Here is a 17,225-nt window from a genome sequence, read left to right as displayed (position 1 = left end):
TCGGTGGAGTCGGTGCCGGTGGCGGTGGCCGTGGCGGCTGACAAGCCGTCGGTGGACAAGGCGAAGCTGATTCCGCATGGCGTGCAGGGTGCGCAGTCGCGTGTCGACCTGTCGGATGAGCAGGTTGCCAACGTGAAGGCGATCGTCGCGGCGACGAAGAAGGCCGGCATGGACGAGCGGGCTGCGGTGGTGTCGATCGCGACGGCGTTGCAGGAGTCGAAGTTGGAGAACCTGGGTCATCTGGGTGACCGCAACGACCACGATTCGCAGGGTCTGTTCCAGCAGCGTCCGTCCTCGGGTTGGGGCACGGTGGAGCAGATCACCGACCCGGAGTACTCGACGATGGCGTTCCTGAAGGGTCTGAAGCAGGTCGACGGGTGGCAGGACATGCCGCTGACTGAGGCCGCGCAGACGGTGCAGGTGTCGGCGTACCCGGATCACTACGCGCAGTGGGAGCAGATGGCCGCCGACCTGGTGGCCGAGCACTGGAACGGCTGACCCGAGCAGTGTGAACGACTGCCGCTGGCCGGCACCCCACCCGGGGTGCCGGCCAGACGCATGCCCGGCAGCCGGCAGTAGCCGGGAGCCCCGCAGATGCCGGGTGTCGGCGGGTGCCGGGTGCCCGCCAGTGCCGGGGTGCCCGCAGGTGGTGGGCGAGCGGCGGCTCGGTGTCGTGGCCGGGCGTACAGTCGGGCGGTGGAGCGCACCGAGAAGATGCCCGCGGAGACCCGACCACCTGGTGTGGCCACGGCCGATCCCGGCAGCGTCCTGCTGCCGGGGCACGACGTGCCGCTGGGTCGCTACACCACCGTTCGCCGGCTGCTCCCGCAGCGGCAGCGGCGGATGGTCGGGGCCTGGTGCTTCGTGGACCACTTCGGCCCGGACGACGTGGCCGAGCGGCCCGGCATGGAGGTGCCGCCGCACCCGCACACCGGCCTGCAGACCGTGACCTGGCTGCTCGACGGGGAGATCCTGCACCGCGACAGCCTGGGCAACGTCCAGCCCATCCGCCCCGGCCAGCTCAACGTGATGACCTCGGGGCACGGCATCGCCCACTCGGAGCGGTCGCCCGAGCGGCATCCGCCGCTGATGCACGGCGTACAGCTCTGGGTGGCGCTGCCGGACCCGGCCCGCGCCGGGGCCGCCGACTTCGCCCACCACGCCGACCTGCCGCGCTGGCGCGACGGCGAGCTGGACGTGACCCTGCTGGTCGGTGAGCTGGCGGGCGAGCGGTCCCCGGCGCGGACGTACACCCCGCTGCTGGGGGCCCAGCTGGAGCTGCGCGGGCCCGCGCCGGCCATGTTGCCGCTGCGCCCCGACTTCGAGTACGGGCTGCTGGCCATGTCCGGCGCCGCCGAGGTCGACGGGGTGCGCTTCGCCCCCGGGGCGCTGCTCTACCTCGGCACCGGTCGGGAGCGCCTCACCGTGACGGGCGAGCCGGGGAGCCGCCTGCTGCTGCTCGGCGGGGCCCCGTTCGAGGAACCGCTGGTGATGTGGTGGAACTTCGTGGGCCGTTCGCACGAGGAGGTGGCAGCCGCCCGGGAGGACTGGATGGCCGGGCGGCGCTTCGGCGTCGTCGCCGACGATCCCGCCCCGCCGTTGCCCGCACCGGCGTTGCCCACCACCCGGCTCAAGGCGCGCGACCGCAGCGGCGGCCTGCACGGCTGAGTTGGGCAGGCGTGGCCCGGCGCGGCGTGGGTAGTCGCCGGCATGCCGACCACAGCCACCTCCCACGTCGAGGACAGGAAACGTCTGGTGCGCCGGCTCGCCGGCAGCGGGCGCGGCTTCGCCGAGCAGTACGGCTTTCGGGTGATCAACAACCCGTCGAGCCTGTTCCAGGTGCTCTGCCTCGCCGTGCTGCTGGCCCGCCGGGGCGACTTCCGGCGCGCCGTGGACAGCGCGCACGCCCTGCCCGCCGCGGGCTGGGACAGCGCCGCCCGGCTGGCCCGTTCCCTGCACGCCGACCGGGTACGCGTGCTGCGCGACAGCGGCCAACGCGGCGACGTCGACGCGCTCGCCGACACCCTCGGCGACCTGGCGCGGGCCGTCGTCGAGCGCTACCGGGGCGACCTGCGCCGGCTGCGCGCGGTGGCCCACCACGACCCGGCCCGGGAGCGGGAGCTGCTCACCGAGCTGCCCGGGGTCGACGCCACGGTGGTCGACCTCTTCCTGCGCGAGGCCCAGGCGCTGTGGCGGGAGGTGGCGCCGGTGGCCGACCGCAGGGCGCTGGCCGCGGCCCGCCGGCTGGGGCTGGCCGCTCCGCCGACGACCTGGCGAGCCTCGCCGGCAGCGGCGAGTCCGAGCGCCTGGCCTGGCTGGTGGGGGCGCTGGCCCGGGTCGACCTGGAGAAGCGGTACGCGGAGTTGGCTGCCTGACCTGCGGGTGGGCTGGCCCACACTTACTTCGTAATCAGCCGAACGGATGATGTTTCATCGTATGATGGTCGCGGCACTGATGCCCGCCCGGTTCGGGCGTACATCGACCGCCTGGTGGTCGCGGCCCGGTTCGGGCCCGACCGGCCACCGGACAGGTTCTGCGTGGCGCCCCGGTCGCGGTTCGCGACGGGGGCGCCCGCCTGTCCGGCACCCCCGCGTCCCGCCCGGGGTCGACCGGGCCGCCGGCTCACCTCGCCAGGCCCGCCAGCAGGTTCACCGTGACCGCGATGATGAACGCCCCGAACAGGTACGACACCATCGAGTGCCGCAGCGCCGTACGGCGCATCTGGTTGCTGGTCAGCGCCGTGTCGGAGACCTGGAAGGTCGTCCCGACGGTGAACGCCACGTAGGCGAAGTCCGAGTAGCGGGGCGGCTCGGCCTGGTTGAAGTCGATCCCACCGTCCGGCCCCGTGTAGTAGATCCGCGCGTACCGGGCGGCGAAGACGGTGTGCACCACCAGCCAGGACAGCAGCACGCTCAGCACGGCCAGCCCGCCGTGGGCGTTGCGGGCGGGCGTGGCGGGCGCCCCGTGCGTACGGGTCACCACGACGCCGACGGCCAGCAGGCTGGCCAGGCAGGCGGCGAGCAGCAGCGCGTCACGCGCCGCCCGGTTCGGGTCCTCGTACACGGCCACCTGGGCCGTGCGCCGCGCGTCCATCGGCCACAGCTTGTGCCAGACCAGCACCAGCCAGCTCAGCGAGGCGGCGTCCCAGCCGGCCAGCGGCGCCAGCGCCGGCGTGGCGGCCAGCGCGGCGAGCCCGCCGACCGCCAGGCCGACCACGCCCATCACGGTGAGCTGGACGGCGGCCGGCGTGTGCCCGACCGGCCGACGGGCCGTCATCCGGCACCGGCGCGGACCGGCCGCGTCGGCTTCCGTACGCGCGGCGGCGGTGACCAGCCGCGCTCCGGCCCCGGCGAGGGCGCGCTCGGTCGGGTCGGGGACGCGCTCGCCGCGGGCGACCGCCGCGACGAGCCGCTGGCCCGCGACGGCAAGGCTCAGATGCCGCGCAGGTGCTGCGACACGCGCTGGTGCCGCTTGTCCCGGGCCTGCTCCGCCCGTTGGGCGGGGCCGACCTCGGGTGCCGCCTCGATGCCCGCCGAGCGGGCCACCTCGTTGCCGTTGGCGTAGTCGACCGGCGGCAGGGCCCGCAACGCGCGCAGCACGTCCGGCGGGGCGCCTTCCCGTTCGGCCTCGCGTACCACGTCGTCCTTCTCGGCCGGGTAGTCCAGGCTCGACAGGTACTGCAGCACGTCGGCGTAACTCGCCATGGTGTCGGCTCCTCCGGGGCATCGATCGGGTCACGACCGGCGGCGGTTACCCGCCCGGGCGACCGTCACGCGCCGCCCGGCGCGCAAATCCCCGCCGTTTCCCCGCCCCGCCGGCGGGTACGCGCAGGCCCCGACCAGCCCGAAGGAGCCCGGATGAACTACGACACCTTCGTCGACCAGGTCGCCCAGCGCACCCGTACCTCCTCGGAGCAGGCGGTGGCGCTGACCCGGGCGACGCTGGAGACCCTCGCCGAGCGGCTGACCGGCGGGGAGGTGCTGGACCTGGCCGCCCAGTTGCCCAAGCCGTTGCAGCTCGTGTTGAAGCCGAGCCCACGCACCGAGTCGGCGGAGCGGTTCGGCGCGGCCGAGTTCGTCGCCCGCGTCGCCGTGCGGGCCGACGTGACCGAGCCCGCCGCGCGCGACGCCGCCCGGGCGGTCTTCGTGACCCTGCGCGAGGCGATCAGCGGCGGCGAGTTCGACGACGTGGTGGTCCAGCTCCCACGCGACTTTCGGGACATGGTCGAGCCCGCCATGGCGCCGGGCGCCACCCTGCGCCGTTCCTGACCCGCCGGCTGTTCGTCGGCGACACCGTCGCCCACCTGACCACCGAGGAACCACCGGCACGACGCCGACAGGCTCCCGTCGGCGGTCAGGCGACGGCGCCGGCGGCGCGCAGGGCGGCCACCCGCCCCGCGTCGAAGCCCGCCTCGGCCAGCACCTCGTCGGTGTGTTCGCCCGGCTGCGGCGGCGGGCGGCGCAGCGCGGTGGGGGTGCCCGAGAAACGGGGCGCCGGGGCCGGCTGGGTGACCCCGTCCCGCTGGACGAAGGTGCCCCGCGCCGCCAGGTGCGGGTGCTCCGGTGCCTCCCGCCAGTCGAGCACCGGCGCCACGCAGGCGTCCGAGGAGTCCAGCAGCGCCGTCCACTCGTCCCTGGTCCGGGTGCGGAACAGCCGCGCCCACGACCGGCGCAGCGCCGGCCAGTTCGCCGGGTCGGTGCGGTCCAGCGCCTCGTCCGGGGGCAGCGGGAAGCCGGTACGCCGGACGAGCTCGTCGTAGAACCGTGGCTCCAGCGCGCCGACCGCCAGGTACCGGCCGTCGGCGCACTCGTAGGTGTCGTAGAACGGTGCGCCGCCGTCGAGCAGGTTCACCCCGCGCGCGTCCTGCCACATGCCGAGCCGCCGCAGCGCGTGGATCTGGGTGCTGAGCACCGCCACGCCGTCGACGATGGCCGCGTCGACCACCTGTCCCCGCGCGCCGCCGCGCACCGCGTACAGGGCGGAGACCAGGCCGAGGGCGAGCATCATCCCGCCCCCGCCGAAGTCGCCGAGCAGGTTCATCGGCGGCACCGGGCGCTCGCCGGCCCGCCCGATGCCGTGCAGCGCGCCCGTCAGCGCGACGTAGCCGATGTCGTGCCCCGCGTACGGCGCGGCCGGGCCGTCCTGACCCCAGCCGGTCATCCGGCCGTAGACCAGCCGGGGGTTCACCGCGAGGCAGTCCGCCGGGCCGACGCCGAGCCGCTCGGTGACCCCCGGACGGAACCCCTCGATCAGCGCGTCGGCGCCGGCGACCAGGGCCAGCACCACCTCCCGGCCGCCGGGGGACTTCAGGTCCACCCCGACCGAGCGGCGTCCCCGGTTGAGCAGGTCCGGGTGCGCGGTGCCGAACGCCGCCGGGTCCACGTCCGTGGCCCGGTCCACCCGGACCACGTCAGCGCCCAGGTCGGCCAGCATCATCGCGGCGAACGGACCGGGCCCGATGCCGGCCAGCTCGATCACCCGCACGCCGGCCAGCGGGCCGGCCGGGAGGTCCTCCGTCATCGGCACACCATAGGCGAGGCGCGTTTGCCCCGTAAGGGGTCGGGAACCCGCCCGTCGAGACGTGGGAGGTGGCGTGGTCGACGACCGGATCAGGGTGGCCATGCTGCACGGTCCCGGTCGCCCCGACGCCGACGGCGTCAGCGACTACGTGACGCACCTGGTCGAGGCGCTCGACGGCGTCGGCGTCGAGGTGACCCCGGTGCCCGTGCGCCCCGACGGCGACCGGGGACGCTGGCGGGTCGCCACCGGCCGGGCCGCCCGCCGGGTACGGGAGCTGACCCCCGACGTGGTGCACGTGCAGTTCGCCCCGTCGGCGTACCGGTTCTCGGGGCAGGCCGGGCTGCTGCCGTGGCGGCTGCCCCGGCGGGTGCCGCTGGTCACCACCCTGCACGAGTACGGCTGGTGGGCCTGCCCCGGCTGGCTGCCGGGACGGCTCTGGTCGGCGGTGGAGCGGACCCGCTGCTGGGACCGGGAGTCCGGCCGGCTGGTGCCGGCCAGCGCGGCGGTGATCGTCACGAACCCCGGCCACCGGGCCGTGGTGCGCGCCCGTACCGGCCGGGCGGCCACCCACATCCCGATCGCCCCGAACGTCGTCGACCACGTCGGGGCGGCGACGGCGGGGTCCCGCCTGCGGGCGGAGCTGGGCCTGCCCGAGGGTGCGCCGCTGCTGGCCTTCTTCGGCTTCGTGCACCCCGTGAAGGGGCTGCGGTACCTCATCGAGGCCCTGCCCGAGCTGCGGCGCGACCACCCCGACCTGCGGTTGCTGGTGGTCGGCGGGTTCACCTCGCAGGCGCTGCCCGAGCGGGAGGCGCAGGCGTTCCGCGCCGAGCTGACCGGGCTGGCCGACCGCTGCGGGGTGGCCGACGCGGTGACGTTCACCGGGCACCTGCCCGCCGAGCGGGTCTCCGCCGCGCTGCGCGCCGCCGACGTCGCGGTGCTGCCGTTCACCACGGGGGTGAGCACGAAGAGCGGCGCCCTGCTCGCCGCGCTCGCGCACGGCGTACCGACCGCGGTGACGGAGTCCGACGCCGGCGACGACGGCCCGCACCGCAGCGGGGCGGTCGCGGTGATCGGGGCCCGCCGGGACAGCGCCGCGATCGTGCGTACCGTCGGCAGGCTGCTCGCCGACCCGGTGCTGCGCCGCCGGCTCGCCGAGCGCGCGCGGGCCTTCGCCGCCGCGTACTCCTGGCCGAGGGTGGCCGCCGCGCACCGCGACCTCTACGCCCGGACCCTGGGCCGCGCGGATGCCTGAGCGGTACGCGGACATCCTGGTGGTCGACCTGCTCGGCGGGATCGGCGACCTGCTGATGCTGCTGCCGGCGGTGCACGGGCTGGCCCGTCGCAACCCGGGCGCGCGGCTGCGGCTGCTCACCCACGACCCCGGGGCGGAGCTGGTGCGCGCCGACCCGGCGGTCGCCGAGGTGCGCACACCCCCGCACGGCCGGCCGGGCGCCGAGCGGGACGCGGTCGTCGCGGCCCTCGCGGCCACCCGACCCGACCTCGCGGTCAGCACCACCCGCTACGACGGCATCCCCGACCTGCTCGAGGTCGGCGCCGGGCGGGCCGTGACGAACCTGTGGCGCGACCCGCCGCCGCAGCAGCCGGTCGGCGACCGCTACCTGGAGGTCCTCTGCGCCGAAGGGCTGCTCGGCGCGGCCGACCGGAGCGCGCGGCCCCGGGTGTACCTGGCCGGTGCGGCCCGGCGGGCGGGAGAGCGCGCCGTGGCGCGGCTGGTGGGGGAGCCCCTGGCGCCGCCGGTGGTGCTCGTCACCGGTGCCGGAATGGCGGTCAAGCGCTGGCCGCGGGGGCACTGGCGGGGGCTGGCCCGCGCCCTGACCCGGCGCGGGCACCCGGTGCTCACCGTCGGCCCGGTCGACCCCGCCGCGCCGCTCGGGGTGCCGCTTCCCCGGGCCGACCTGCCGACCCTCGCCGGGCAGTTCGCCGCGGTGGGGCGGCGCGGCGGGGTGGTGGTCGGGCCGGACACCGGGCCCGTGCGCCTGGCCGCCGCGGCCGGCGCCGCGACGGTGACGCTGTTCGGCCCCACCGACGCCCGGCGGTACGGCATGGGCGGCACCGACCTGCAGGGCCTGCCCGGGTGCGCGTACCGGCGTCCCACCGCCATCACCGAGCAGCCCTGCTGGTGGGAGGCGCGCTGCCCGCTCGACGCGGCCGGCCCCGCGTGCATGGCCGACCTCGACGTGGCGGCCGTGCTCGCCGCCGTAACCGCCAGCTGAGCTGGGACGCAAGCCCGCGTCACACGTCGCCGGTGTGATCTGGCGTGCCCCGTTTGCCGAGCCCACGGGCCTGCCCTAACCTTGTCGCGACGAGGGGAGTACTTCCCACGAGCCATCCCGGTCAGTACGGCGTGCCCGGGGCACGCCTCGGGTGGCTGCCCACGAAAAGTGGGTGAAGGAGACCTCGAACATGACAGGGTGTTCGAGGAGGCTCCATGTCCGATTTGCCGTATCTTGCCGCCACCGATCTCCAGTCGGTGGGTACCCCCACGCTGTGGGGCGTCACCATCGCTGCCGTGATCGCCCTGCTCGTGCTGGACTTCCTGGTCACCCGTAAGCCGCACGAGGTGTCGATGCGGGAGGCGCTGGGCTGGTCCGCCTTCTACATCGCCCTGCCGCTGGCCTTCGGCGCCTGGATCTGGTCCCGTTTCGGCTCCAACCAGGGCGTGGAGTACCTCACCGGTTACCTGGTGGAGAAGTCCCTCTCGGTCGACAACCTCTTCGTCTTCATGCTGCTGCTGGCCGCGTTCGCGGTGCCGGCCGAGCTGGCCCAGCGGGCCCTGCTCTACGGCATCACCGGCGCGCTCCTGCTGCGCGCGGTGTTCATCGCCATCGGCGCGGCGGCCCTGCAGACCCTGGACTTCGCCTTCCTGCTCTTCGCGATCATCCTGCTGCTCACGGCGGCGAAGCTGCTGCGCGACGCCGTCACCGGGCACGAGCAGGAAGTCGACATCAGCAAGATGCGTTCGGTGCGGCTGCTGCGCAAGTTCATGCCGGTCACCGAGGACTACCACGGTCCGAGGATGGTCGTGCGGATCGCCGGCCGGCGTACGCTCACCCCGTTCGCCCTCGTGGTGACGGCGCTGCTCGCCACGGACATCGTCTTCGCCGTCGACTCGGTGCCCGCCGTCTACGGCATCACCGAGGACCCGTACCTGGTCTTCGCCACCAACGCGTTCGCCCTGCTGGGGCTGCGCGCGCTCTACTTCGTGCTGCACGCCGCGCTCAGCCGGCTGGTGCACCTCAGCTACGGCCTCGCGATCATCCTGGCGTTCATCGGCGTCAAGCTCGGCCTGCACTGGGCGCACGGCATCTGGCCGGGCGTGCCGGAGATCCCGACCCTCGCCTCCCTGGGCGTCATCATCGGCGTACTGGTGATCGTCACCCTCACCAGCCTGCGGGCCACCAGCAAGGCCGGCGGGGGCGAGAAGGAGATCGTGGTCGAGCGGCGCTGAGGCGTCACCCGTCGCGGTGCGGATCCGTCCGACCGCGCCGTGCCACCCACCCCGGGTGGTACGACTGACGGGTGGGAATCGTGTCACCGGGCTTCCAGGGCCGGCCCCGCTCAGCGGAGCCGGCCCTGCCGCCGGGGCAGTACCTGACGCAGGACTTCCCGGTGCTCTCCGCCGGCCCGACGCCGAGGGTGCCGCTGGAGACGTGGGAGTTCGTCATCTCCACCGAGTCCGGCGCCGAGTTCCGCTGGAGCTGGGACGAGCTGATGGCGCTGCCCCAGGAGACCCCGACGGTCGACATCCACTGCGTGACCCGCTGGTCGAAACGGGACACGGGCTGGCAGGGGGTCTCCCTGGACACGATGCTGGAGGGCGTCGACACCGGCGCCCGGTACGCGCAGGCCCACTCGTACGGCGGCTACACCACGAACCTGCCGCTGGCCGACCTGCGCGGCGGGCGGGCCTGGATCGCGCACCGCTACGACGGCGGACCGCTGCCGGCCGAACACGGCGGCCCGGCCCGGCTGCTCGTGCCGCACCTCTACTTCTGGAAGTCCGCCAAGTGGGTGCGCGGCATCCGCCTCACCACGGAGGACCAGCCCGGATTCTGGGAGACCGCTGGCTACCACGACTACGGGGACCCGTGGCGTGAGCAGCGGTACCAGGGCGATTGACCGCCCCGCTGCGCTGGCGGGTGGCCCGGCTGCGCGAACGCCGGGCGCAGACGCCGTCCGCGCACACCCTGGTGCTGGAGGTGCCCGGCTGGCCGGGGCACCTGCCCGGGCAGCACGTCGACGTGCGGCTGACCGCCCCCGACGGCTACCAGGCGGCCCGGTCGTACTCGCTGGCCGGCCCGGCCGAGGTCGACCGGATCGCGCTGACCGTGCAGCGGGTGCCCGACGGCGAGGTGTCGCCGTACCTGATCGACGTCTACGCCGAGGGCGACCCGGTGCAGGTGCGCGGCCCGGTCGGCGGCTGGTTCGTCTGGCATCCGGAGGAGACCGCACCGGTGCTGCTGGTGGCCGGTGGGTCGGGCGTCGTACCGCTGATGGCGATGGTCCGCGCCCGCCGCGCCGCCGGCAGCCGGGTGCCGTTCCGGCTGATCTACTCGGTGCGCACGCCGGCCGACGTGATCTACGCCGACGAGCTGCGCCGCCGGGTCCGCGACGACCCGGGCCTGGACGTCGCCTACGTGTACACCCGCGAAGCCCCGCAGGGCTGGCGGGGCGAGCCGCACCGGATCGGGCTGGCCGACGTCAACAGTCACGGCTGGCCGCCGGAGCTGGAACCCCTCTGCTACGTCTGCGGCCCGACCGGGTTCGTGGAGACGGCGGCGGACCTGCTCGTCGGGCTGGGCCACCAGAGCCGCCGGGTGAAGACCGAACGGTTCGGCCCCACCGGCTGAGCGTCGAGGAGGAACGCCGATGACCGACACGTCGTACCTGGACGGCAACATGCTCGACGGCCCGCTGCGGGAGCTGTTCGCCGTCGACCTGAGCACGGCCGCCGGGCGGTGCGCGCACTGCGGCATGACGGGCCCGCTGGCCCGCCTGCGGGTCTACCCGCACGCGCCCGGCCTCGTCGCCCGCTGCCCGAACTGTGCCGAGGTGATGCTGCGGCTGGTCCGCTCGCCCGAGGACGCCTGGCTGGACCTGCGCGGGGCCACCTTCCTGCGGGTGCCGATGCCGGCCGAGCAGCCGTACCCGGGCCCGCTGTGAGGGCGGGGGAGGGGGACGTGACCCCGACTCTCGGACCGGACGGAGGCGATGTGACGGACGAGGCCCTGCGGGCGCGGTCGGCGCGGGAGGTGTTCGAGGACCACCTGCGGCTGGCCGCCGAGCACCGGTTCGCGGAGGACCTGGCGCGCAACGTGTCGCCGTCGTGCGTGGTCCTGGAACGCCGGGGCGTGTTCCGTGGGCGCGAGGGGGTCCGCGAGCTGGCCCGGTGGCTGGAGGACGAGCTGCCCGGCGCCCGGTACGTGTACACGAACCGGATGGTCGAGGGCCGGATGGCGTTCCTGGAGTGGACGGCCCAGATCGAGGGCGTACGGGTCTGCGACGGGGCGGACTCGTTCCTCATCGAGCAGGGCTGGATCGTCGCCCAGACCATCCACTACACGCTGGAGCCGGTCGACGACGAGGCGGACCGGCCCGCGGGACCGTGAGTGCCGGGTCGCGCGCGCAACGCGCTGGACAACGGCGGCGCCCACCGTGACAGTGGTTCGCCGTGAGATATCTGCGTACGGCGGGGCCGGTCGGCATCCGCCCGCCCCGTCCGGGCGACGAGGCCGAGTTCGTCGCGGCGGCCCGGCGCAGCCGCGACCTGCACCACCCCTGGCTGGCCGCGCCCGACGACCCGGCGCGGTACGCCGCGTACCTGCGTAAGATCCGCCGCCGGGACCATGCCGGATACCTGATCTGCGACCGGGACTCGGGCGCGATCGCCGGCTACGTGAACATCAGCGGGATCCTGATGGGCGCGCTGCGCGGCGGGTACCTCGGCTACGCAGCCTTCCTGCCCTACGAGGGCACCGGGCACGCCTCCGCCGGCATCGGCCTGGTGGTCCGGCACGCCTTCGACGCGCTCGGCCTGCACCGGCTGGAGGCGAACATCCAGCCGGGCAACGAGCCGTCGCGCCGGGTGGCGCGCAAGCTCGGATTCCGGCTGGAGGGCTACTCACCGGACTACCTGTTCGTCGACGGGGCGTGGCGCGACCACGAACGGTGGGCGATCACCGCCCCGGCGCCCGCCGGTACGCAGGCCGGTGGCGGCCCGTCGTGACCGCCACCGACCGCCGGGTCAGCGTCCCGGCCGGCGCGCCTCGGCCCGCTGGACGCCGAGGCGCTCGAACCGTCCCTGCTTCTGCTCGACGCGCCGGCGCTGCCGGGGCGTGAGCTGCCTGCGACCGCTCTGCCGCAGGTAGATCGGCTGTCGCTGGTCGTTCGACATCGGTGTGCTCACGGCGCTGTCCTCCCGTCGCTCGGGTCCGGGACCACCGTGTCGCCGGGGCGGGTGAGTCGAACCCACCCGCCCCGGGTGAGCCGGCCCGGCGCGGCCGCCTCAGACGCGGGAGGTGAAGGTGGCCAGGAACCGGTGCGGGGTGGTCACCCCGGCGTTGTCGAAGCAGAGCACGTCCACCTCCACGTCGAGGCCGGTGGACCAGGGCTGGGTCAGGTGGCAGTAGTTCGACCCGGCGCCCTGCGCCACGACCTGCGCGTGCGTCTGGCTGACCCCGAGCTGCGGGAACTTCGCCAGGTAGCGGCCGGCAGGGGCGATCGCGGCCACCGTGTTGGCGCCGACGCCGAGCACCGAGTTGTCGTTGGTCGGCCCGCCGACCCCGGTGCCCAGGTAGCCGAAGCGCGACGGCGGGGCGAGCGAGCCGATCACCGGCCGCCGACGGTGGTAGGACAGTACGAAGTCGGTGGCCGCCGGCGCGCCCGCCTGGTCGAAGCAGGACACGTTCGCGGCCACGTCGGTCCCGGCGGCGGACCAGTTGTCGATCTTGCAACGGCGCGGCGCCGCGTTCGGCTGCACGGCGGTGACCTGCACGTCGCCGGCCAGCGCGCCGGCGAGCCCGACGCCCGGGAGCTTCACCGCCCACTGGCCGACCCCCAGCGGGCCGAGGCCGTTGGCCGCCCCCGTCGAGTTGTACGACTGGACCAGCGCCCCGCCGGCCTGCTGGACGTACGCGTGGGAGGTGCCCGCCGGCAGCACCCCGCTGCTGGTGGTCCACAGCACGGTGAACGGGGTGTCGTCGCGGTCCCCGCCCGGCTTGTGGCACTGCACGTCGACGATCTGGTCGGCGCCGGCGGAGAACCAGCGGACGACCTCGCAGTAGTGGCCGGTGCGGTTGACCGGGGTCACGTGCGGCACGCCCCGCGCGCCAGCGGCGACCTGCGGGAAGCGCACCTGGAACCGGCCCGGGGCGAGCTTGCCGCCCTGCGCCCAGGCGGCGGGGAAGGCGGTCTTCCAGCTGCCCCACTGTCGGGTGGTGTCGAGCACCGTCCAGGCCGGCACGGTCGGGTCCTTGACGTAGGCGAAGCCCCACCGGTCGGCGGTGGCCGCCGCGGCCGGGCCGGCCGCGGCGAGCGCGCCGGCGGTCAGCACGGCGGTCAGCGCGGCGGCGGCGAGCGAACGGAGTCGCATCTTTCCTCCTGGTGACGAGGGTCGGGTCGGCAAGCAGCGTGCGCCACCGCGGCAGACGTCACTGTCGGCAACCGCACAGCCACCTGTCGCAAGTGCGCCGCTGTCGGCTGCCCGGCCCCGCGTCCGACCCCCGCCGGGCCCACGCCTGGCCTCCGGGCGCCGTGGGCCGCGTGTTGATTCGTCCGTGTCGCCACGTTTGTCCCGCTGCCGGGTGGGAACGGGGCCGCAATGACGAAACCTCGTGTGGTGATCGTGGGGGCCGGTTTCGCCGGTTACCACGCGGCGAAGACGTTGAGCCGGCTGGCCCGGGGCCGGGCCGAGATCGTGGTGCTGAACTCCACCGACTACTTCCTCTACCTGCCGCTGCTGCCCGAGGTGGCCGCCGGCGTGGTGGAGCCCCGGCGGATCTCCGTGCCGCTGACCGGGACGCTCGACGGGGTGCGGGTGCTGATCGGCGAGGCCGACCACGTCGACCTGCAGAACCGCTGGGTCGGCTTCACACAGCCGGAGGGCGACCGCAACCGGATCGCGTACGACCGGCTGGTGCTGGCCGTGGGCAGCGTCAACAAGCTGCTGCCGATCCCCGGCGTCACCGAGTACGCGCACGGCTTCCGCGGCCTGCCCGAGGCCCTCTACCTGCACGACCACGTCGTCCGGCAGATCGAGCTGGCCGAGCAGACCGAGGACCCGGCCGAGCAGCAGGCACGCGCCACCTTCGTGGTCGTCGGCGCCGGCTACACCGGAACCGAGGTGGCCGCGCACGGCCAGCTCTTCACCGACGAACTGGTCTCCCAACGCCCCCGTCTCAAGATCCGCCCGAAGTGGATGCTGCTCGACGTCGCGCCCCGGGTGCTGCCCGAGCTGGACAAGCGGATGTCGGAAACCGCCGACCGGGTACTGCGCCGCCGGGGCGTGGACGTGCGGATGGGCACCTCGGTCGCCGTGGCCACCGCCGACGGGGTCACGCTCACCGACGGCGACTACGTGCCCACCTGCACCCTGGTCTGGTGCGTCGGCGTGCGCCCCGACCCGTTCGTCGCCGAGCTGGGACTGCGCACCGAGCGGGGCCGCCTCGTCGTCGACGAGTACCTCAACGTCCCCGGCTTCCCCGAGGTGTACGCGTGCGGCGACGCGGCCGCCGTGCCGGACCTGGCCCGGCCCGGGCAGATCTGCGCCATGACGGCGCAGCACGCGCAGCGGCAGGGCAAACTGGCCGCGCACAACATCGCCGCCTCCTACGGGCAGGGGCGGCGCAGGCCGTACAAGCACCACGACCTGGGCTGGGTGGTCGACCTGGGCGGCAAGGACGCCGCGGCGAACCCGCTGAAGGTGTCGCTGTCCGGGCTGCCCGCCAAGGCGGTCACCCGCGGCTACCACCTGCTGGCGATGCCGGGCAACCGCGTCCGGGTGGGCGCGGACTGGATGCTCGACGCCGCCCTGCCGCGCCCGGCCGTGCAGCTCGGCCTGGTGCCGGCCAACGCCGTACCGCTGGAGAGCTCCTCGCCGGAGGTGGCCGTCCGGGCGCGCTGACCCGCACCGGCCGGGATCACCCCGCCAGGCCGTGGCGCTCGTCGCGCCACCGGTTGCGGTGCGGGCAGCGCACGGGCGGGCGGCGGGGCCGTCGCGCACGCCGGGACTGACGTTCCCTGCCGGAGAGGGCGGCAGGGCCGAGGGGCTTCAGCGGGCGGCCAGGGCGGCGGGTTCGGGGGGCTTCAGCGCGCGGCGAGGGCGGCGTCGGTGGCGGGACGGGCGCCCGCGACGAACGCGTCCAGGGCCGCCCCGTGCAGCACCCCGCCGGGCACCGGATCCCGGGCGACCCGGGCGGACAGCCGGGCCACCGGCAGCCGCCCGGGGAGCGCCGCGGCGGCGAGGACCACGTTGCCGTAGCGCCGCCCGCGCAGCATCCGGCGGTCGGCGACCAGGCAGACGTCGGCGAGGACGGCCCGCAGGGTGGCCGCGTGGACCCGGGCGAGGACCAGCGGCGGCAGGTCGGTCACGTTGACCACCAGCACGCCGTCGGGACGCAGCGTCCGGGCCACCTCGGTGACGAACTCGACGCTGCGTACGTGGGCGGGCATCCGCGCCGCCCGGTAGATGTCGGCCAGCACCAGGTCGTAGCCGGCCGAGGGCGCCCGCCCCAGTGCGTCCCGGGCGTCGGCCACCCGTACGTCGACCCCGGCGGGCAGCGCCGGCAGCTCCCGCGCCACCAGGTCGACCACGGCCGGATCGCGCTCCACGACCAGCTGCGCCGAGCCGGGCCGGGTGGCGGCCACGTAGCGGGGCAGGGTCAGCGCGCCGCCACCGAGGTGCAGCACGTCCAGCGCCCGGCCGGGCGGGGCCGCCAGGTCGACCACGGCGGCCATCCGCCGTACGTACTCGAAGTGCAGGTGGCGGGGGTCGGACACGTCGACGTAGGACTGCTCGACGCCGGCGGCGAGGAGCGTACGCCCGGTGGGGCGCGCCGGGTCGACGACCAGCTCCAGGCGGGGCGCGTCGGAGGGCTCCATCCCGGCAGGCTAGCCGAGCCGGGGCGGACCGGCGGGTTGGCGTCCGCCGGCCCGCGCCCCGGTCAGCCGGACGCCATGCCGGCGCCCGCCTCGTCGATCGCGTCGTCCACGGCGTGGGCGAGGTCGACGTCCATCGCGGTCACGGCGTCGGCCTGCCGGGACCGTACGGTCAGCACGGCGGTGCCCGGGTCCGGGCGGCCGATCCGCGGGCCGCGACCGGTCTCCTGCCGCAGCCGGTCGATCCGGTCCAGCACCCGGTCCAGGTTGTCCGCCGGCAGCTCCATCGTCCGGGTCAGCGCGTCGCCGTCGCCGGACCAGTACGGCAGCCCGTCGAGCGCCTCGCGCAGCTCCGCCTCGCTCAGCGGTGGCGTCGCACCGACCGCGCCGACCACCCCGCCGCCGACGGACGGCGGCTCCAGCAGGTCACGCAGGCCGTCCGGCACGTGCAGTGACTCGATCAGGTCGCCGTCGTGGTCGGCCAGCGCCGCCACGGTCGCCTCCGCGTGGTAGCGGGCCTGCTCCGGGGTGCGGCCGCTGATGCGGCCCACCTCGGCCAGGAAGCCGGCCAGGTCCTGCCGGCGCCGGATGCCGTCCACCGGTACGACGTCGTGCAGCTTGCTCGGCACGGCCGCCAGCAGCCGCTGGCGCTCCGCCTCGCCGAGGGCGAACGCGAGGACCAGCACGGTCGACTCGACCCCCACCTTGGCGGTGCGGAAGTCGGCCCCGGTACGGCGGACGACGTCGTCGACCAGCGCGTGGTAGCCCAGCGCGGTCCCGTCCGGCGGGCCCGGCCCCCGGTCGGGCAGCGGGCGGGGGGACTCCGGCACGCCCGCCGGTGGCGGGGCCGGCCCACCCCGCGTGCTGTCCGGCTTGTGGCGGCTGCCGGCCGGCGGCGGGCCGGCACGCTTGCCCTGCTCCAGGTGGGTCAACTGCTTGGAGGCGCTCAGGCTGGCGCCGGTTTCGCTGGCCTGCATGCCGCGCTCGCGGGCCTGGCGGGCCAGCGCGCGGCGGCGCTGGTTGTCGCCCTCCATCTGCTTGCGCATGGTGACACCTCGCTTCCGCTGGTGTTCCCTCGCTTCCGCCCGACGCCTTCCCGTCGTCGCCGGCACCGAAACGGACGCCGCCCGTCGGGCCGGGGGCGCCCCGGCGGAGGTTCATCCGGCGGGGGTGAGGGGTGCTCACCCGGCGGGAGCCGACGATCGCAGCGGACCGGAGAACTTCCGAGAACGCGGAAGGACAGGTCGTGATGAAGAGGATCGTCGAGATCGTTCCCGCCCGACCCGGCTGGTACGCCCGCTGGCGCCTCTCGCCCGAGGACACCCGCTGCTACCCGGTGAGCCTGTGGGCGCTGCTGGAGGAGGGCGACGGCTCGGGCCGCGAGGTGGTCGGGGTGGACTGCATCGGGCAGTGGCCCGGAGCGGACGACAACGAGGCGGGTGGGGTGTTCGTCCGCTATCTCTTCCAGACTCCCGATTCCGGCCCACCGGAGGACGCCGAGCCGCCGTCGACGCGACAGCTGCGGACGACCGGGCCCCGGCTGCAACCGCTCACCACGCCCTGATCCTCATTCCGGCCCCCGGCCCCTG

Annotated in this window: 20 protein-coding genes and 1 pseudogene; 14 read left to right on the top strand and 7 right to left on the bottom strand. The window is 75.2% G+C overall.

Translation table 11 applies throughout. The annotated features are described in order from the left end of the window. From AC5L34_RS28955 to AC5L34_RS28945, 3 genes and pseudogenes are all read left to right on the top strand, one after another. A partial coding sequence (locus AC5L34_RS28955) for a hypothetical protein (protein ID WP_494827815.1) occupies positions 1-498 on the top strand: 498 nt, incomplete at its 5' end. Positions 499-696: 198 nt separating this feature from the next. Further along, positions 697-1,668 (top strand): pirin family protein, encoded by a 972-nt coding sequence (locus tag AC5L34_RS28950; RefSeq protein WP_441178131.1) that lies wholly within the window; start codon positions 697-699, stop codon positions 1,666-1,668. Positions 1,669-1,710: 42 nt separating this feature from the next. Then, a pseudogene (locus AC5L34_RS28945) lies at positions 1,711-2,375 on the top strand (hypothetical protein). 247 nt (positions 2,376-2,622) lie between these two features. On the opposite strand, the gene AC5L34_RS28940 reads toward AC5L34_RS28945, so the two are convergent. Together AC5L34_RS28940 and AC5L34_RS28935 are read right to left on the bottom strand one after the other, a co-directional pair. Next, a complete protein-coding gene (locus AC5L34_RS28940) occupies positions 2,623-3,276 on the bottom strand; it encodes a DUF1345 domain-containing protein (protein WP_441178132.1) in 654 nt (217 codons plus the stop codon). Positions 3,277-3,431: 155 nt separating this feature from the next. Further along, positions 3,432-3,704, bottom strand: coding sequence for a DUF2795 domain-containing protein (locus tag AC5L34_RS28935; protein WP_441178133.1), 273 nt, complete (start codon positions 3,702-3,704; stop codon positions 3,432-3,434). Between the two features lie 153 nt (positions 3,705-3,857). Between AC5L34_RS28935 and AC5L34_RS28930 the strand changes: the two genes are divergently transcribed. Further along, a complete protein-coding gene (locus AC5L34_RS28930) occupies positions 3,858-4,268 on the top strand; it encodes a DUF2267 domain-containing protein (protein WP_089000707.1) in 411 nt (136 codons plus the stop codon). A gap of 85 nt (positions 4,269-4,353) precedes the next feature. Here AC5L34_RS28930 and AC5L34_RS28925 read toward each other — a convergent pair whose 3' ends face one another. Then, positions 4,354-5,520, bottom strand: a complete 1,167-nt coding sequence (locus tag AC5L34_RS28925; RefSeq protein ID WP_441178134.1) for a CaiB/BaiF CoA transferase family protein — start codon at positions 5,518-5,520, stop codon at positions 4,354-4,356. A 73-nt stretch (positions 5,521-5,593) separates the two neighbouring features. Between AC5L34_RS28925 and AC5L34_RS28920 the strand changes: the two genes are divergently transcribed. The 8 genes from AC5L34_RS28920 to AC5L34_RS28885 all read left to right on the top strand — a co-directional run bounded on the left by AC5L34_RS28920 (position 5,594) and on the right by AC5L34_RS28885 (position 11,767). Then, positions 5,594-6,772 carry a glycosyltransferase gene (locus AC5L34_RS28920; protein WP_494827813.1) on the top strand — a complete coding sequence of 393 codons (1,179 nt, stop codon included), beginning with the start codon at positions 5,594-5,596 and terminating at the stop codon, positions 6,770-6,772. Then, positions 6,765-7,754, top strand: a complete 990-nt coding sequence (locus tag AC5L34_RS28915) for a glycosyltransferase family 9 protein (protein ID WP_494827812.1) — start codon at positions 6,765-6,767, stop codon at positions 7,752-7,754. The genes AC5L34_RS28920 and AC5L34_RS28915 overlap by 8 nt, the downstream gene beginning before the upstream one ends. 215 nt (positions 7,755-7,969) lie before the next feature. Next, a complete protein-coding gene (locus tag AC5L34_RS28910; RefSeq protein WP_441178137.1) occupies positions 7,970-8,989 on the top strand; it encodes a TerC/Alx family metal homeostasis membrane protein in 1,020 nt (339 codons plus the stop codon). 80 nt (positions 8,990-9,069) lie between these two features. Continuing rightward, positions 9,070-9,660 (top strand): sulfite oxidase-like oxidoreductase, encoded by a 591-nt coding sequence (locus AC5L34_RS28905; RefSeq protein WP_441178162.1) that lies wholly within the window; start codon positions 9,070-9,072, stop codon positions 9,658-9,660. After that, positions 9,657-10,391, top strand: a complete 735-nt coding sequence (locus AC5L34_RS28900; RefSeq protein ID WP_494827811.1) for a ferredoxin reductase — start codon at positions 9,657-9,659, stop codon at positions 10,389-10,391. The genes AC5L34_RS28905 and AC5L34_RS28900 overlap by 4 nt, the downstream gene beginning before the upstream one ends. A 19-nt stretch (positions 10,392-10,410) precedes the next feature. Continuing rightward, on the top strand, positions 10,411-10,704 hold the full coding sequence (locus tag AC5L34_RS28895; protein WP_441178139.1) for a DUF6510 family protein: 294 nt from the start codon (positions 10,411-10,413) through the stop codon (positions 10,702-10,704). Between the two features lie 50 nt (positions 10,705-10,754). Further along, on the top strand, positions 10,755-11,150 hold the full coding sequence (locus AC5L34_RS28890) for a nuclear transport factor 2 family protein (protein WP_441178140.1): 396 nt from the start codon (positions 10,755-10,757) through the stop codon (positions 11,148-11,150). Between the two features lie 62 nt (positions 11,151-11,212). Further along, positions 11,213-11,767 carry a GNAT family N-acetyltransferase gene (locus tag AC5L34_RS28885; RefSeq protein WP_441178141.1) on the top strand — a complete coding sequence of 185 codons (555 nt, stop codon included), beginning with the start codon at positions 11,213-11,215 and terminating at the stop codon, positions 11,765-11,767. An 18-nt stretch (positions 11,768-11,785) separates the two neighbouring features. Here the strand turns inward: AC5L34_RS28885 and AC5L34_RS28880 are convergent, their stop codons facing one another. Then, positions 11,786-11,947, bottom strand: coding sequence for a hypothetical protein (locus tag AC5L34_RS28880; RefSeq protein WP_334609429.1), 162 nt, complete (start codon positions 11,945-11,947; stop codon positions 11,786-11,788). Positions 11,948-12,046: 99 nt separating this feature from the next. Further along, a complete protein-coding gene (locus AC5L34_RS28875) occupies positions 12,047-13,132 on the bottom strand; it encodes a hypothetical protein (protein WP_441178142.1) in 1,086 nt (361 codons plus the stop codon). Positions 13,133-13,360: 228 nt separating this feature from the next. Between AC5L34_RS28875 and AC5L34_RS28870 the strand changes: the two genes are divergently transcribed. After that, on the top strand, positions 13,361-14,662 hold the full coding sequence (locus AC5L34_RS28870; RefSeq protein WP_441178143.1) for an NAD(P)/FAD-dependent oxidoreductase: 1,302 nt from the start codon (positions 13,361-13,363) through the stop codon (positions 14,660-14,662). A gap of 182 nt (positions 14,663-14,844) precedes the next feature. On the opposite strand, the gene AC5L34_RS28865 is transcribed toward AC5L34_RS28870, so the two are convergent. Both AC5L34_RS28865 and AC5L34_RS28860 read right to left on the bottom strand, forming a co-directional pair. After that, the gene (locus AC5L34_RS28865; protein ID WP_494827808.1) at positions 14,845-15,639 is read right to left on the bottom strand and encodes a spermidine synthase; all 795 of its coding nucleotides are present in this window, start codon (positions 15,637-15,639) and stop codon (positions 14,845-14,847) included. Positions 15,640-15,701: 62 nt separating this feature from the next. Then, complete coding sequence (locus AC5L34_RS28860) at positions 15,702-16,682, bottom strand: DUF2267 domain-containing protein (RefSeq protein WP_441178145.1); 981 nt, start codon at positions 16,680-16,682, stop codon at positions 15,702-15,704. 203 nt (positions 16,683-16,885) lie between these two features. Between AC5L34_RS28860 and AC5L34_RS28855 the strand changes: the two genes are divergently transcribed. Then, complete coding sequence (locus AC5L34_RS28855) at positions 16,886-17,200, top strand: hypothetical protein (RefSeq protein WP_089000693.1); 315 nt, start codon at positions 16,886-16,888, stop codon at positions 17,198-17,200. The last annotated feature ends 25 nt before the right edge of the window (positions 17,201-17,225 follow it).

This window comes from Micromonospora sp. ZG13, assembly GCF_059359355.1.
Note: the sequence above shows the minus strand (reverse complement) of the source record. Positions and strands in the feature narration are given on the sequence as shown.